This window comes from Daejeonella sp., from assembly GCF_030695525.1.
GTDB lineage: Bacteria > Bacteroidota > Bacteroidia > Sphingobacteriales > Sphingobacteriaceae > Daejeonella.
Window position 1 is genome coordinate 1 of the sequence record NZ_JAUYSS010000049.1, and the last position, 17,074, is coordinate 17,074.

Annotated in this window: 10 protein-coding genes; all 10 read right to left on the reverse strand. The window is 40.6% G+C overall.

All coding sequences use genetic code 11. The features are described 5' to 3' along the window. Window positions 1–455 precede the first annotated feature (455 nt). Window positions 456–1,640: a sialidase family protein gene (locus Q8S11_RS11705; protein WP_305662289.1), complete on the reverse strand. Its 1,185-nt coding sequence runs from the start codon at window positions 1,638–1,640 to the stop codon at window positions 456–458. 99 nt (window positions 1,641–1,739) lie between these two features. Continuing rightward, window positions 1,740–2,981 carry a mandelate racemase/muconate lactonizing enzyme family protein gene (locus Q8S11_RS11710; RefSeq protein WP_305662290.1) on the reverse strand — a complete coding sequence of 414 codons (1,242 nt, stop codon included), beginning with the start codon at window positions 2,979–2,981 and terminating at the stop codon, window positions 1,740–1,742. A 5-nt stretch (window positions 2,982–2,986) separates the two neighbouring features. Continuing rightward, window positions 2,987–4,738, reverse strand: coding sequence for an arylsulfatase (locus Q8S11_RS11715; RefSeq protein WP_305662291.1), 1,752 nt, complete (start codon window positions 4,736–4,738; stop codon window positions 2,987–2,989). A gap of 7 nt (window positions 4,739–4,745) precedes the next feature. Continuing rightward, window positions 4,746–6,044 (reverse strand): amidohydrolase/deacetylase family metallohydrolase, encoded by a 1,299-nt coding sequence (locus Q8S11_RS11720; RefSeq protein ID WP_305662292.1) that lies wholly within the window; start codon window positions 6,042–6,044, stop codon window positions 4,746–4,748. Window positions 6,045–6,079: 35 nt separating this feature from the next. Then, on the reverse strand, window positions 6,080–7,378 hold the full coding sequence (locus tag Q8S11_RS11725; RefSeq protein WP_305662293.1) for an amidohydrolase/deacetylase family metallohydrolase: 1,299 nt from the start codon (window positions 7,376–7,378) through the stop codon (window positions 6,080–6,082). Window positions 7,379–7,638: 260 nt separating this feature from the next. Beyond that, window positions 7,639–8,877 carry an amidohydrolase/deacetylase family metallohydrolase gene (locus Q8S11_RS11730; protein ID WP_305662294.1) on the reverse strand — a complete coding sequence of 413 codons (1,239 nt, stop codon included), beginning with the start codon at window positions 8,875–8,877 and terminating at the stop codon, window positions 7,639–7,641. Between the two features lie 57 nt (window positions 8,878–8,934). Then, a complete protein-coding gene (locus tag Q8S11_RS11735) occupies window positions 8,935–10,191 on the reverse strand; it encodes an amidohydrolase/deacetylase family metallohydrolase (protein WP_305662295.1) in 1,257 nt (418 codons plus the stop codon). Between the two features lie 155 nt (window positions 10,192–10,346). Then, the gene (locus Q8S11_RS11740; protein WP_305662296.1) at window positions 10,347–11,567 is read right to left on the reverse strand and encodes an aminotransferase class V-fold PLP-dependent enzyme; all 1,221 of its coding nucleotides are present in this window, start codon (window positions 11,565–11,567) and stop codon (window positions 10,347–10,349) included. A 134-nt stretch (window positions 11,568–11,701) separates the two neighbouring features. Then, window positions 11,702–13,342 (reverse strand): SusD/RagB family nutrient-binding outer membrane lipoprotein, encoded by a 1,641-nt coding sequence (locus Q8S11_RS11745; protein ID WP_305662297.1) that lies wholly within the window; start codon window positions 13,340–13,342, stop codon window positions 11,702–11,704. A 17-nt stretch (window positions 13,343–13,359) separates the two neighbouring features. Continuing rightward, window positions 13,360–16,824 carry a SusC/RagA family TonB-linked outer membrane protein gene (locus Q8S11_RS11750; protein WP_305662298.1) on the reverse strand — a complete coding sequence of 1,155 codons (3,465 nt, stop codon included), beginning with the start codon at window positions 16,822–16,824 and terminating at the stop codon, window positions 13,360–13,362. Window positions 16,825–17,074: the final 250 nt, after the last annotated feature.

Here is a 17,074-nt window from a genome sequence, read left to right on the forward strand (position 1 = left end):
ACATTCACTGTCTAACTTGTTTTACGCTCGTAATTAGCCAAACTTTAGGCCCCGCTTTTAAGCGGGGTATACAAGGGGGATAATCCGGGCTTCAGCCCAAAATAATCCGTTTATACCGGAACACCCCCATCTGGCTTCAGCCCGATTAAATGTTGTCGGCGCTGAAGCACCGGTTTACGTTATTTTCTAACCTGCAATATGTAGGGCTGAAGCCCGAATTGAATCACGCCGATTACAACCCGCCTAAAGGCGGGCCCTATTGAGTGATAATTCTAAACCTGAGATTAAAATAAACAATCATTAATAAAATACCCTCTTTCCTAAATATGGCAAGAGTTTCAATTCTACTGCCCTGCTAAACCTTAATAAAAAATTTCCCCGGACACTACTGATTTGCTAATTATCTAATTTCCTAATTCATAACAACTCTCAACCCGAAAGCAATCGGGTGTCAACTATTTATTAACTCTCATTTTAAACACCATTTCCGTATTCCCCTTAATAACATCCTCCTCAGTAAACCTGCAATACAAAATATCCTTAGCGCTGGTCCGTTCACGATCGAATACCACATGGATCCTTCCATCAGGTGTTTGATCTGCATCAGGATAGGAAACATTATCTCTGGCATCAAGCAAAAGTTTATGTGGCCAGGTTTTACCACCATCAGTAGAAATGAATGCTGTCATATTATTCCGGGTAGTGCTGCTGTTTGAAATCAGCAATAAATTTCCGGAGGCAAGTTTGCCGAGATAAAAACGACTTGAAGTTGTTGGTCCGGAAGCAGTAAATGGCTCAACCGGGTTCCAGTTTAATCCATAATCAGAACTTGTTGTAAAATAAATCCCTTTGGTAGTTCTTACCATAGCCATAAGATTACCTTTATCCGAAATTTCAACAATTTGTGGTTCATCATGGATACGGAGATCCTCTTCAATATTGATTCTTGAATAATTGCTCAATGATGCCAGATCACTTGATTTGGAATAATCCAAACCACGGATAAATGCACCATTTTCAGGAAAAACCTTTCCTATACTATCGCCGGGCAAAGGTTTGTCAACATACACAGGAAACAGGGCAAGGTCTTGGGAAGCAAGATAAAGCGGCTTGTTGCTCATAACCCCATCACTGATCCTTTTTGGCTGGCTGTGGGTAATTTTTGAACCATCCCAGGCAATCTCAAGGGCATTTACACCACCGAATCCATCCCATAAAAGGCTATCCTTTACACTGCCATAAAATAAATGAACCTGTCCATTTTTATCCCTCCAGAAAGCAGGATCAAAAAACCGAAACTCCGGCGAATTTGGATAAATAGCCAGTTGGTCATTCATCCAGGTCACTCCTTCATCCTGACTTACAGATAAGGTCACAAAATTTCCCGGGCCCGGAGCAGCTCCACCTGAATACCAGGCTACAAAAATCTGCTTTCCATCAGCAGAAGTGCCTATAGCAGGAACCTGCTCAAAATTTCGCTCATTTAACCTTGGGTCTGTATCAGTGATAAACAAGGTTGCTGAATCAGAGGTAAGGGCAGCTGAATCATTAGTAGTTTTACTTGAATTACAGCCCTGAAATAGTGTTCCAAGACTTGCTGCCATCAGTAAAGATGAAAATAGTATTGTTTTTGTTCTCAATTTATTTGGAATTAGCGTGTAAATTATCTTTTATCTTTTTTACAATTTTCTTGAAACAGGTATGATTCCATCCGGGCTAAATATAATTAATATTGATAATTACCAATTATGTATTGCTCCATCCGGGCTTTTCAAAACCGGATGAGGGAATTTAGTCTTTTCGATTATTTCCATTACAAAATCTGCTTTCTTTGGATCGAATTTCACCCCAAGCCCCGGTGCAGGATTTAAATATAATTTGCCATTTGAAAAATTAAGGTAATCCTCATTAAAATAGGCCGGTTTTTCAGGTTCCCCACCTGCTAATTCCATCATCGCCCTGGCAGGACTGCTTGATCCTAAAACATGAACCAAAGCTGCGGTAGATAAAGGCCCTGTAAAATGAGGGATCATTCCCACATAATGCGTTTCACATAGAGATGCTATCTTTTTAAACTCAACAATACCCCCGGTATTTGGCAGAGTAACCCTTGAATAATTAATTAATTGCTGCTCGATCATTTCATTGATATCCCAACGATCCCCAAACTGCTCGCCAACTGCCAATGGAACCTTGGTTAGTTGCCTGAAGTTCCGGTATGCTCCGGCATTCTCAGATCTGATCGCATCTTCAACAAAATATGGACTTAGTTCTTCCAATGCATCACAAATCTTAATTGCTTCAGGAGTATCAAATCGGGTATGCAGGTCAATTGCCCAATTCCCCTGACCACCTACTGCCTGATCTATTCTTTTACAAAAATCGATAGTTTTGGCAGCATTCTGAAAGAAGTCAAAAGGCTGATCTCCATTTCCACCGGTTGGACCTATTCTGTAAGATCTTAAACCAGCTTTCAGACAATCTGTTGCACGTTCTTCCTCTGTTTTGGCTTTTGAGGCCCTGAATCCGGTAGCATAACATTCCACATAATCACGTGTTGCACCTCCCAGTAATTCATACACCGGAACATTCAATGCTTTTCCTTTGATGTCCCATAAAGCCATTTCAAGTGCGCCGACTGCATGCAGTTTTTCCCTCCCCGGAGGGTAAAACATACCACGGTACAGGTTTTGCCAGATATGCTCAATCCGGAAAGGATCTTCGCCAATCATCATCTGTGCACATTGTTCAATCATATCCTTTGAACCGCCTTCACCGATCCCAATTATTCCGCTGTCTGTCTCAATTTCTACAATTCCCCGGGCCTGATTAAATAATGGCTTATTATATCCAGGGGCACTGTAGTATCTGATTTTTTTTATTTTCATTCCTGATGATGCCAGCACATCCATAACAGGAAATCCCAGCATCATCGTTGCTGAACCAATCATAGCAGATTTAAGAAATAGTCTTCTTTCCATAAAACTTAATTAATACGTTCTACATCAACAAACTGAACCCCAGTTGTAATGGGATCAAATTTGAGAAATGCTTCAAATCTACCCGGGCCTGCCGGCAATTCAATATTATCGAAAATTACTGAGGTATTTCCTTCTAAAACTGGCACATTCTTTTCAACACCTTTATATTTTATGTAAGCCATACCAGATTTTGGGGCTTTCTGAAAACGAAGCATTATTCGATATTGCGAAGCAGTACTATAAACCTCCCAGTAACCAAATTTATTCAGTTGATTGCCAAATGCTCCCGGGCCTCCCCAATCGAATCGGGATAATTGTACATTTTTCTGAAAAGATGTTCCTAAATAAATACGTTGCGGCCAATCTTGACCCCTGTCTTTAATGGCCTTATCAAACCAGTTTTCATATTTTATGAGCAGGCTTTTAACTATATCAGGATGTTGTTTGGCAATATTATTAATCTCACTTGAATCTTTTTCTAGGTCATATAATTCCAGATTAGCAATCAATTTCTTTGAGTCAGCATCTGTAGGACGCCTAATAGTACCATATGGATCATCTGTAGGTGAGATTAGTTTATATCGTTGTCCACGAACAGTAAAATGAAAGTATTTGAATGGTTCAGATCCAGCATGGCCCTGTATAAAAATTTCACGTTCAGGGAGATTTTTTACTTCCCCGTTTAATAATGGCATCAGCGATATTCCATCAAGTTTCAGGTTGTTTGGAACAGGCACATTACAAGCTTCCAGTAGTGTTGGCATCACATCAATATGAGCGGCCAGATTGGTGTATTTTACTCCCTGAGCTATCTTTTCCGACCATTTAATAAAGAATGGGGATCGGATACCATTCTCATACACGCTGGTTTTAGTCCCCCGAAGATTCATACTATAACGGTCGGGATAGAGGTCATTCTTAGTTCTTTTTGTCCTCGGTCCATTGTCTGACATGAAAATAACGATCGTATTATCTTCAATTCCAAGCTCTTTTAGTTTAGCCAGTAAGCGGCCGATGTTAGCATCGACATTGGCAATCATACCATAAGTACGTGCATTCAATTCATGAAGGCCCATTTTGCGAAATGGATCGGCCCATTTATCACTAACGGTTAGTGGAAAATGAGGGAGATTGGTAGCATAGAAAGCAAAGAAAGGTTTGTCCTTGTTCTTATCTATAAAACTGAGGGTCGCATCGGCAAAAATATCATCGCAATAGCCATCAAATACCTTCCTGACATTATTGTGCTCCAGAATTGGGTTAAAATAGGAGTTTCCGGGAGGATCAGATGCCTGCCCTATTCCTCCTCCTTTGTGAATCAGGGTTTCCTGAAACCCCTTATCAGATGGTCTCATAGGATAGCTATCCCCCAGATGCCATTTTCCAAAAATTCCGGTACTATATCCTGCCTCAGATAACAGTTTGGCTATGGTAATTTCAGATGCCTTCATCAGGTGAGATGTCTCGGTTACGCCCACTACTCCGGTTCTATAATTATCTCGTCCGGTGAGCATGCTGGCACGGGTTGGAGAACAATTGAAATTGACAATGAATTGTTTGAATTCAGCGCCTTGTTTAGCAATGGCATCCATGTTCGGGGTTTTGAGAACATCATTATTGTGGATACCAAGGTCCCCAACACCCTGATCATCGGTCATAATCAATAAAATATTGGGTCTTTTCTGTGCATAATTATTCTGAACTGCAAAGCTTAAGGTCAGAACTATAAAAAGGAAGTTGAGCTTTAGAAAAGACATAAAATAATTATTGTATATGTTGTTTTGAAGAAATCGCATTCAGATCATAAACAACCCTCCCCCCTTTTATGGTCAGCTGGCACTCGAATCTACGCTTTCCTTCCTGCCTGTTACCAACAATATCCTTAAAGCCAAAATCTCCCTCACGCATACTGATTACAGTAATGTCGGCAATAGCACCCTGAGATAAGTTTCCCAAATCAGGCCTCTTTATTGTAAGAGCCGGAGTCCAGGTTGCTGCCTTAATAATTGAAGGAATATCCATTCCCATCGTTAAAAAAACAGAAAATACATTCATTTGATCTTTCATAGCTCCATTGATACTGGAGGCATGCAGGTCCGTGCCAAGAGTATTGGGGAAAAACCCTTGTTTCATTGCCGGAATAGCTGTTCTGTAGTCAAAACTACCGCTGCCAAAGCCAATATCAAAAATCAATCCGTTCTTCTGAGCTTTACGCACAAACGGTTTGATTAATTTCGTCTCTGTATCAATAATGGGCTCTCTTACTCCGGGAACATAACAAAAAGAGTGAGTATAGATATCACCGGGACGGAGATAATTGAAAAAGAGTTCTTCCAGGGACTGATTACCACTGCCGAAATCTACCATAACTGGCATGTTGGCAATTCTTCCTGCCTTTGTCAGCCTCTCTACCGGAGTCCAGTCGGCTTTACCAAAATGGGCAAGCTTAAAACCAACCACATGTTCCTTGTTTTCAAGGGCAGCGGCGGCTGTCTTTTCAGGATCCATATCATCAATGTTCTGTTCATATTCGCCTCCACGCATTCCTTCACCAACAATATTAAGCATTGAAAGTACCCGGGTATTTGAAAGGTCGATTATATTCCGTTTAAAAGTCTGAAAGGATTTCCATCCTGCACCACCGGCATCAACTACCGTAGTAACCCCGGTTCTGAATGTATAACTGTCTGGAATGACTGCAATTGAACCATTACTTAGATAATCACTTTTTGAATGACCATAAAAAACATGCGTATGGATATCAATAATACCCGGACTAACATACATTCCCTTTGCATTTACAACCTGAAGGGCTAAGGCGGTATCAATATTTTTTGCTATAAGTGCAATTCTGGTTTCTGCAGCAGGCTGACCATTGATTGAAGGAGAAGTAATTTCTATTGCAATATCCATCACTTCGTTGATATTATTTTTAGGATCAATGACATGACCACCCTTTATCACAATCCCATAAATTCTTTTTTTAGGTGCTAAACTTTGAGAAAAAACCTCAAATCCGGAAACAGCTAATACCAAAAAACAAACAAAAACCAATCTTGACATAATGAACATAGAGAGTAAAATAAATAATTTTTGCCTTATTTCTTTGCAACAGGAGATGCAATTGCATTCAGATCATACACGATCCTTCCTCCCTTAATAGTCATTTCACATTCGAACTTCCGGCTTCCGGTCTGCTTATTCCCGGCTACATCCCTGAATCCAAAATCACCTTTACGCATGCTGAGAACAGCAATATCAGCAATCCCTCCTTCTGAAAGATTTCCAAGTTCCTCACGCTGTATTGCCTGAGCCGGAGCCCAGCTTGCAGCCTTTATAATTGAAGGAATATCCATACCCAGGAACAAGAAGATAGACATTACATTCAACTGATCCTTCATCGCGCGTATAATACTTTCAGAATGAAGATCTGTACCCATAGTATTCGGGTAAAAGCCTGATTTTATTGCCGGAAAAGCCTGTTTAAAATTAAAACTGCCACTACCAAAACCAACATCAAAAATAATTCCCTTGTTCTGTGCAGTCTTCACAAATGGTCTGAGTTGTCGTGTTTCAAAATCCACAATAGGATCCTTGCTTCTTGGAGCTTCGATGAAAGTATGGGTATAAATATCACCTGGACGGAGATACTTAAGTAAAAGATCTTCGAGAGAGAGGTTTCCACTTCCAAAATCGATCATAACCGGCATATTGGCAATTTTTCCTGCCTGCACGATTCGTTCAACTGGTGCCCAGTCAGGCTTTCCGAAATGTGCCAGTTTAAAACCGACTACATACTCCTTATTTTTAAGTGCGGAAGCAGCTGTCTTTTCTGCATCCATGTCTTCAAGATTCTGCTCATAAGCCCCACCTCTCATACCTTCACCCACAATGTTTAGCAAAGACAATACCCTGGTATCAGACTGGTCGATGATGTTTTTCTTAAACATATCAAATGATTTCCATCCTGCCCCTCCGGCATCTACTACAGTTGTTACACCCGCTTTAAAAGTATGTCCGTCGGGGATAACAGAAATAGAGCCATTACTCAGATAATTTGTTCTGGAAGGGCCATAAAACACGTGGGTATGAATATCAATTAGCCCGGGACTTACGTACATTCCCTTTGCATCCACAATTTGAAAAGCCAGTGTGGTATCAATATTCCTTGCTACCCTCGCAATTCTGGCCTCCTGTGCCGGCTGACCATCCCTTGCAGGACGGGCAGGGTGGATAGCAATATCCATCAGGCCATCAATATTATTCTTTGGGTCGATTACATGACCTCCTTTAATCAGAATACTGTATATCCTATTTGAGGAGGGCTGATTTTGTGCATTAATTCCTCCAACATAAAAAATTAAGGCAAAAGTCAATGCGAGAAGATTTTTTTTCATAGTGGAACGATGTATAACCTGATGTCGATTTTTTTTGTTTTCGAAGACAAGGATTGGAATAGTTTCTGATCTGGCATTATTGATTTTTTGATTAGTAAACAATCCGTTGTGCCCTCTTTAATGCAAGCCCCGCTTTTCGCTCATACTTCACAGGCCTTAATCACAGGCCGGTATCCGCTTCAATCGGGTTTATTCACATCAGACAGTGTAATTAATATTGGTCTGTTCGCAATAAGAAAATGCATTAATGTGAAAAAACACTATTTTTTGACATTCGAAGCAATAGCGTTAAGATCATACATAATCCGGCCACCTTTTATTGTCATTTCACACTCCAGTTTTTGTGTGCCTTCCTGCCTGTTCATCGCGATGTCTCTGAACCCAAACTTACCCTGACGCATGCTCAGGATCGCAATATCAGCAACAGCTCCTTCAGAAAGATGACCTAATTCAGTACGTTTAATTGCCTGCGCAGGTTTCCAGGTGCTGCGTTCGATAACAGAGGGAAGATCCATCCCCATAGCAAGATGTATTGACAGAACATTTAACTGATCTTTCATTGAACCATTCATACTACCTGTATGAAGGTCGGTACCCATCAAATCAGGCAAAAATCCAGCCTTAATTGCAGGAATAGCCTGATTGAAATTAAAACTTCCTCCGCCAAAACCAACGTCAAAAATAATTCCTCTTTTCTGAGCCGGGATCACAAATGGCCTTAGTTGTCGGGTCTGAAGATCCACAATCGGATCTCTTCTTTCCAATTCAGTGAATACATGTGTATATATATCACCTGGTCTCAGGTACTTAAAGAACAGATCTTCAATCGGAAGTTTTCCACCACCAAAATCAATAATAACCGGCATATTAGCTATATTACCTGCAGCAACAATCCGTTCTACCGGAGTCCAGTCTGGATTGGTGAAATGGGCAAGTTTAAATCCGACAACATGTTCTTTGTTATCCATTGCAGCTTTTGCAGCGCGCTGAACATCCATATCACTAACATCCTGCTCGTAATCACCACCCCTCATTCCTTCTCCTACGATATTCATGAAAGCTAAAATTCTGGTTTGAGATTTATCAATGATATTCTTTTTGAAAATATCAAATGATTTATAACCGGGTCCTCCGCAATCAACCATTGTGGTAACTCCGGATCGAAAGCTAAAACCATCGGCAGTAACACCTACATCACCATTCATTAAATAACTATTTGGCTGGGTCCCCCAGAAAACGTGGGCGTGAACATCAATCAGGCCCGGAGTAACGTACATCCCTTTGGCATTTACTACCTGTTCTGCCTGAGCGGCATCGATGTTCTGTGCCACTTTAGCAATCTTGCCATCTTTAATGGCAACATCCAAAAGGGCATTAATATTATTCTTTGCATCGATCACCCTACCGCCCTTTATCAGGGTATTATAAATTTTTCCCTGAGCATTTGTAACTGTTGCCAGGAATAACAGAACTACAACTAATATTGAGAACTTCTTCATTGCTCTATTTCTAAAATCTTTAAATGAAAATCAATAAACTGATTACTTATCTGATGTTTATTTGATTTGTGCGGATGTGCTCGCTATTGCATTCAGATCATAAACAATCCTTCCGTTGCGAATAGTCATTTCACATTCAAATCTTTGCTTACCTTCATTTCTGTTACCTGCGATGTCTTTGAAAGCGAAATTTCCGGTCCGCACAGTCAGGATAGCAACATCCGCTTCGGTTCCAACTGAAAGATTGCCTAATTCAGGCCGCTTAATAGCCTGTGCAGGTGCCCAGGTACTACGTGAAATCACACCCTGAATGTCCATTCCCATAGAAAGGAAAATAGAGAGAACATTTAGTTGATCTTTCATTGCACCGTTCATACTCCCGATATGAAGGTCTGTACCCATTGTATTGGGTAAAAATCCGGCCTTAATTGATGGAATCGCCTGATTGAAGTTAAAACTTCCACCTCCAAAACCAACGTCAAAAATAATTCCCCTTTTTTGTGCAGGAATTAAAAATGGCCTCAATTGCCTGGTTTTGAGATCAACAACCGGATCCCTTCTGCTCAGTTCAGTATAAACATGGGTATAGATATCACCCGGGCGAAGATACTGGGTAAACAATTTTTCGATGGATAAGGGGGCATGGGTATCATCTCCACCAAAATCGATAATTACAGGCATATTGGCCAGTTTGCCGGCTTCTACAACACGCTCTACCGGAACCCAACTGGCAGCCGCAAAGTGTGCAAGTTTAAACCCAACTATAATATCCTTATTAGCTAATGCCTTATCTGCAGCTCTCTTAGCATCCATATCACTTATATCCTGCTCATAAGGATCGCCTCTCATACCATCCCCAACGATATTTAAAAACGCTAATACTCGGGTTTTTGATCTGTCTATGATGTTTTTCTTAAATCTGTCAAATGATTGCCAGCCTGCGCCGCCACAATCAACGACAGTGGTTACACCTGAACGAAATGAATAAGGATCCGGTGCAAGGGCAGCAAATCCTCCACTATATCCCCGATCATCTGTACCTGCAAAAACATGGGCATGCAGGTCAATCAAGCCTGGTGTAACATACATCCCTTTTGCATCCACAATCTGGGTGGCAAGTGCGGGATCAATATTTTTGGCAACAGCGGCTATTTTACCGCTCTGGATAGCCACATCCATCAATTCGTTTATATTATTTTTGGCATCAATCACATGGCCTCCTTTGATCAGGATGCTGTATGTTTTTGTCTGAGCCTGAGTAAATAAACCAAGCAATATAAGGCTGGTCAGGAGCAGAAAGGGTGTTTTTTTCATAATCAGTATTGTGTTTATAATAAAAATCGGTAGTATGTTTGGGCCAAAGATAAGATATGAGATATGAGCAAGGGAAACCGGGATGTCAGCAATAAAGTTTGAGTATCGCTGACCATCTCACATCTCATATCTCACATCTCACATCTCACATCCCATTAACTTATAGCTGCCTTCGCCAGCTCTTGCTGAATCCGTTTGGCAACTATTTTATCCTCTCCATTCTTCAGCATAAATACTGTGATGTTGATGGAATCCTGACTGGTCATTACTTCAACTGAAGGGCTACCATCCTGAAGATTTTTCAGTAATTGCCTTGGAGTAATTTTTACTTTGTTCTGATCCCAGGAAATTTTAATAGCTGGTGTGTGGTTAGCTACCGGAGGAACGAAAACATTCGCGCTCACTCCATCTACCTTGGTTGCAGCGTTTACAATTACCGCAACCCGATTTTCCCACATTTTCCATTCAGCTGCATGGTCAGTATTGATATACTTATCCAAAGCAACATACATTCCAAGAATTTCTTCCTTGTTCACTTTCATACCACGCCCGATATTACCACCACTTGGTGGTGCATTAAGACGTGCTGCAGCTATCAGATCCTTTTTACCCATCAAAATTCCGGCACTCTGGGGACCGCAGATTGCTTTACCTCCAGAAACACAAACCAGATCAAAGCCAAGGTCATTGTACTTCCAAAGATTTTCAACAGGCGGTACATCGGCCGCCATATCAATCATGGTTGGAATGTTATGCTTTTTACCGATGGCAACGAATTCTTCATGTTGAATTTTACCCATAGGTCCGCTGGAATTCAGGAACCACATCATAGCTGTCTTTCCAGTAATGGCTCTTTCCATTTCATCGGCAGTTTCAACCTCAACTACCCTGATGCCTGTATTGGTCAATGCATGAACATAACCCACGTTATGTGTTTTTTGAACGATTACTTCCGAACGATCGAATGTTGAAAGATCAGGTAGTAAGGATACTTTCTTTCTATCCATTCTGGTTAAAATACCGGCAGTACCCAAAACTAGGGCCGACCAGCATCCTGCAGTAACCATTGCCGATTCGGCATGACACATTGCAGCAATTTTCTCCCCTACTTTATCCTGCACCTCGTTTATCATTACGAAGTGTTTGGAAGCTGATTCAATGGTATCCACAACTTCACGATGCATCAATGATGCAGTCATGGTAGTGTAAGTACCGGCAGCATTAATAAAGGTTCGTAAACCCAATTCCTTAATCACATCACGCTTTGCAGCAGCTGCAGCAGGAGCAGCTAATGACTCCAATGGAACACCTGTACCTACTGCTGCTCCTGCTATTGGGGCTACAGAAAGATACTTAATAAGATCTCTACGTTTCATAGTATTATTGTTATTATTTATTTTGATTTATTCTTAAACAATAAAAGGAGATCTACCGATCTCCTTTTATTGATCTTATAGCTAATATACAAAATGAGTTAGTGTTTTCATATTGCAATCAGCATTATAACGTATTAATTACTTTGGCCGGTAGCGGGACCAACATCCCACCACATTCTGCCCTGTAAAAGGTCAATCTGCTCCTCAGAGAAGTTTTGTCTTTTGATTGCTTCAAAGTAATTATCCGGGTTTACATTACGCTCTTCAAGTGGTAAAGAAAATCTTCTCCACATTTTACCGGCTGTTACGTTTCCAGGATAAGGAACTTTATTACCACCCACAGTCCAGTTTGCATAATTGAAAACGGGATATTTGGTGCGGCGCCAGTTTGAGTATACTTCATAATCATTGCCCAATAAGGAAACCCATTTTTGTGTTGAGATTGCTTCAATTTGTTGCGCCAATGTTCCTGCAGCAGGATATGGATTTGCGGCTAAATAAGCATCTACCTGTGCAGTAGTGATAACTCCTGAATGCGGGGCAACTGTTGGCCATAATGCCCATTGTGCCATCGCAGCTCGAACAGCATTGTTATATGCTGCCTGAGCAGTTGATCCAACACTCCACCCTCGGGCAGCAGCTTCAGCAATAATTAAATAGGCCTCCGCAGGTCCCATAGTAATAATAGGAGAACCTCTGTCGATATATAGCAGGGATGGTTCAGAATAGGTATCAAAATCAGTTGGTCTGGTATTGATACTTCCATTAACCATTCCACGTTGAGTAGCTGGGGTATTATTGGGAGTATAAGATCCTCCTGAAGGCACCCAAACTACAGAGATAACTGGTAAACGTGGATCTGAGGTATTTTTCAGATGATCGATAAATTTACCTGACCATTTACTTCCTTCTACGTTATCACCACCCGGACTTGTAAAATCACCTACAATGTAAGTGTTTACACGTGGGTTCATCTGACCAGTTACGTTTGCATATTTAATGTAAGCAATATCGGCAAATGCAGTCATCATTCCACCTGCCACTGCTTTCTCAACCCATAATTTTGCAGTTGCGGGTTCAATATCAGACATACGCATACCCAAACGAGCCATTAATGTATAACCAAACTTTTTCCATTTGGCTACATCCCCTTTAAAGTAGGGATCAGCATTTCCAAATACATTTGGTTTTGATGCGTCCATTGAAGTTAAAGCTGTTTCAAGCTCTGTCAACATTGCAGTATAGATACTTTTTTGGGTATCATATTTAGGCTTGAGGTTATCAAGACCCTTCATTGCTTCTGAATATGGCATATCACCCATCAAATCAGTTTGCTGGTGGAAAGCCAAAATTCTGAGTATCTCAACAGCAGCACGCTTATTTACATTTTCAGCACCGGGAATCTCCTTGGTTAATTGCAACAGACGGTTCCAGCTAACAGGGATCGTATTGTTAACACTATTATTAGTAGGGCCTACACCTCTGTAAATATTAAAATTACCTGCAGTACCATTAAAATTATAAAATTTATCACCAGTTGCGGGTACTTCTTTATAGGAAGAAAAGTATTGTAGACCCTGCCCTAATGCACGGTAATTCTCACCAGGTACACTGCCCAGAACCGCAGCAGTAAAAGAATATTCTGGAATTACATATTCAATGGCATCCGGGTTCCTGTTCAGGTCAGTCAGCTTCTCGGTATTACACGATTGCATCGTTGAAACCACAAGAACAGCTCCGGCCGCATATATCAATTTTAAAAATGTCTTTTTCATGTTCTTAGATTTTAGTATTAGAATCTTAAATTCAGGTTAAAGCCAATATTTCTGGTTCTTGGCATAGCCACACCCTGACTTCCCTGAGCGTTACCTACAGTTTCCTGAACCTCAGGATCGATACCGGCTTCCTTGGTTCTCTTATCCTGATACAGGATCGCCAGATTCAAACCGGTAATACCGATAGAAGCAGACTGAACCCGCATGAACTTAAGTGCACTTACAGGAAGATTGTATTTGAATACTGCACGACGTAATTTGACAAAGTCAGTTTTGTAAACCCACATACCTGCATAAGCATTACCATAGTTATTGTAATAAGTATCCAAATCCACAACAGACCATACTCTGGTGAAAGGAGCTCCAGCCTGATCAACACCAGTGACTGTTAAACCTCCTTCACGACCCGGAAGTGTCTGTGGAGTATGTCCGAAACGGGTTGCATACTGAATCAGGTTACTATAACCTACTGCACCAAATTTAGAATCAATATCCACAGTTAAGCTGAAGCGTTTGTATCGGAAGTTATTTCCAAGTCCCATCAGATATGGCGGGTTACCAACACCTATATCAGCAAGCACTCTGTCCTCATAACCGGTTGCCCTGTTATAAACTAAAGTTCCATTGGCATCCCTTCTCATAACCCAGGCACGAACTGTTGAATACGGTAAACCAACAGCATTGATCATGGTTGGACCACCGATACCTGAACCTAAGGTTAATACATCGATCCCTTCTGCTAATTCAACGATTTTACTCATGTTATAACCAAAGTTATAATTCACATCCCATGAGAAGTTATCCTTCTTAACAGGAGTGCCTGTTAAACTAATTTCCCAACCTTTGTTAGTCACCAGGCCAAGATTTCTTCTACCTGCTGCAAATCCTGTAGCTCCTGAAATAGGTGGAGAAAGAATATCATTTCGGGTTCTTCTTGAATAATAATTCACGTCTAATCCAATACGGCTGTTTAACATTTGAACTTCAAAACCACCTTCAATAGTTGCAACAGTTACCGGACGAATATTTGGATTATTTAATGTATTAGGATTACTTAATGTCGGAATTCCGTAAGCATTCACAGTACTTACAGCATAAGTCTGATTGATACTACCTGCATTAACAGTAGCACTACCCACTTCAGCCCATGAAGAACGTAATTTCGCATAATCCATGAATTTTGGCATTTTCACAACCTCTGAAAGGATAAAACTGGCACCTACAGAAGGATAGAAGATTGAGTTAAATCCGGGATTTAATACCGAGAACCAATCCTGACGACCTGTTACAGTTAAGTAGAAGAGGTTATTGTAATCAATATTTGCTTCTCCAAATACTGAATTTGTACCAACAGAACCTTGGTTGGCATTTACGAGATCTCTGTTAACCAAATTGGTGATACTGTAAAAATCAGGAATAACCCATTGGTTACCATTAGCTAAATTACCTTTATTGAAATCCCTTTCACTCTGAACACCACCCAAAATGTTTAATCCTATTTTATCTTTCAGGAATCTTTCATTGTAGTTTACGATGCCCTGGAAGTTAGTTTTATCATCCTGAGATGTTGAAGATTGAAAATAGCCAAGCGGAGTAAATGCATTTGTTTTAGGCACGTAGAACTGATCTGTATAATAATTGAAATCACGTGCAACAGTACCTTTTACAAATAAGTTAGGTAAAATATTAGCCTGAACACTTGCACGTCCAATTAAACGCTGACGTGTATCCTCATTACCCAATTGGTAAGCAGCATAATAAGGATTAACTGCAGCAGGTACCGGGTTCCACTCTAATTCCCTTCCGGTTGCAGCATTGATACCCGGTCTGTTTGGATCGCCACGCATGTTGCGCACATCCACTGTATTTGCAGCAAGGTATACTGGCCAGGCAGCGTTAATCTCTGCATATCCTACACCCGGTCTATTGAAACCTTCAACCAAATTGTATTGAACACTTGATTCGATGGTCAAGAAATCATTCTTACCCATTTTACCTGTAACATTCAGGTTAGCAGTCTTTCTTTTATAATCAGAATTAGGCTGCTGATCCTTTGCACGCAGATCACTCACAGACAACCTCATTCTCAATTTTTCACTACCTGCATTGAACGCTACTGTATTAGTAATATTCTGGCTTGTCTCATAAAAATTTTTGATATTATCCTTTACATAAAATGGTGAGTATGGACGCATAACTCCATCAAACTGCATTACCATCGAACCATCCATTTTTGCACCATAGGATAAACGACCTGAACTTAATGCTGCAGCAGCAGTTGCAGGCTTTACACCATCATTTCCTTGTCCATATTCATATTGGAAGTTTGGAAAAACCGATGGAGAACCAAAGTTTGCATCAGAAGTAACTTCAATACCAACACCTTTTTGAGCTGAACCTTTCTTGGTTGTAATCAAAATTACCCCATTCGCAGCCTGACTTCCGTAAAGAGCAGCAGCGGCACCACCTTTCAACACTGAGATTGTTGCGATATCATCAGGGTTCATACTTGATATACCATCGCCACGGTCAACGTTAAGTCCGCTTGTGCTTGTGCCAGGTCCACGATTTGAATTATTGATTGGCATCCCATCCACAACATAGAGAGGCTGTTGGTTACCATTCAAAGAAGTATTACCACGAATTACTACACGACTGGAACCACCTGCTCCTGAATTAGCCTGAGTTGCATCCACACCGGCAATTTTACCGGTAAGTGAATTTGCGATGTTATTCTGACGTGATTCAGTAAAGTCATCACCACGCACTTCCTGTACCGCATAGCCCAAACCTCTTTTAGCTTTGGTAACACCAAATGCAGTAACAACTACCTCACTTAATGCCTGACGGTCTTCAACCATGGTAACATTCACATTGGTTCTACCGTTTACTGCAACTTCCTGAGTAACATAACCAATATAGGTAAATACCAAAGTAGCATTATCAGGAGCGTTTAAAACAAAATTACCGTTAACATCAGTTGACACACCAGTGTCAGAGCCTTTCACACGAACACTTACACCAATTAAAGCTTCGCCGGTAGCATCAATTACCTTACCGCGAATATCTGCACGCTTCTGTTCGATTTTAAAAGCAGAAACCGTTGCGGATGAAGAGGCATTAAACGATTTAGAATCACGATTATCCGGAAATAAAGAAAATTTAGAGGTCTGCTCCAAAAAGCGTTCATCCCTTCTTTTCAGGATAATTGTATTTTCTGTAATGGTATAGGTTAAGGGTTGGTTTTTGAAAACCTGATCCAGCACTTCTTCTAAAGAAGAATTTTTTGCATTCACAGTAACAGGTACTGTATTTCTCAGCAATCTGGTATTATAAAGAAAATCATAACCGGTTTGCTTTCTGATTTCAGTAAAGACTTTATCCAGGTTAGAATTTTTTTCATTTAACGTAACATTTTGCGAGAAGCCTTTCGCATTTACCTGCAAAAAAGCAACTAAAACTAAAATGGTGGTTAGCTTCATAATTCGTAACGTTTGATTCGAGACTATCTTTATTAGTCTCCTGCCGGAAGAATTACCGGCATTGTAAATACAGGAAATATTGCATTCACTTAGTAAAACATTTTTCATATTTTTACTTTTTAAGTTTTAGGGTTAATAATTAATTTTCGTCCTCACGGAATTTAATACAAGAAATTAATCTGAAACTAATTCCGTCCCGGGGCGCAATCCGGGGCGGTTTTTCATTTTAATCCCTTTTGTAAAATTAGCT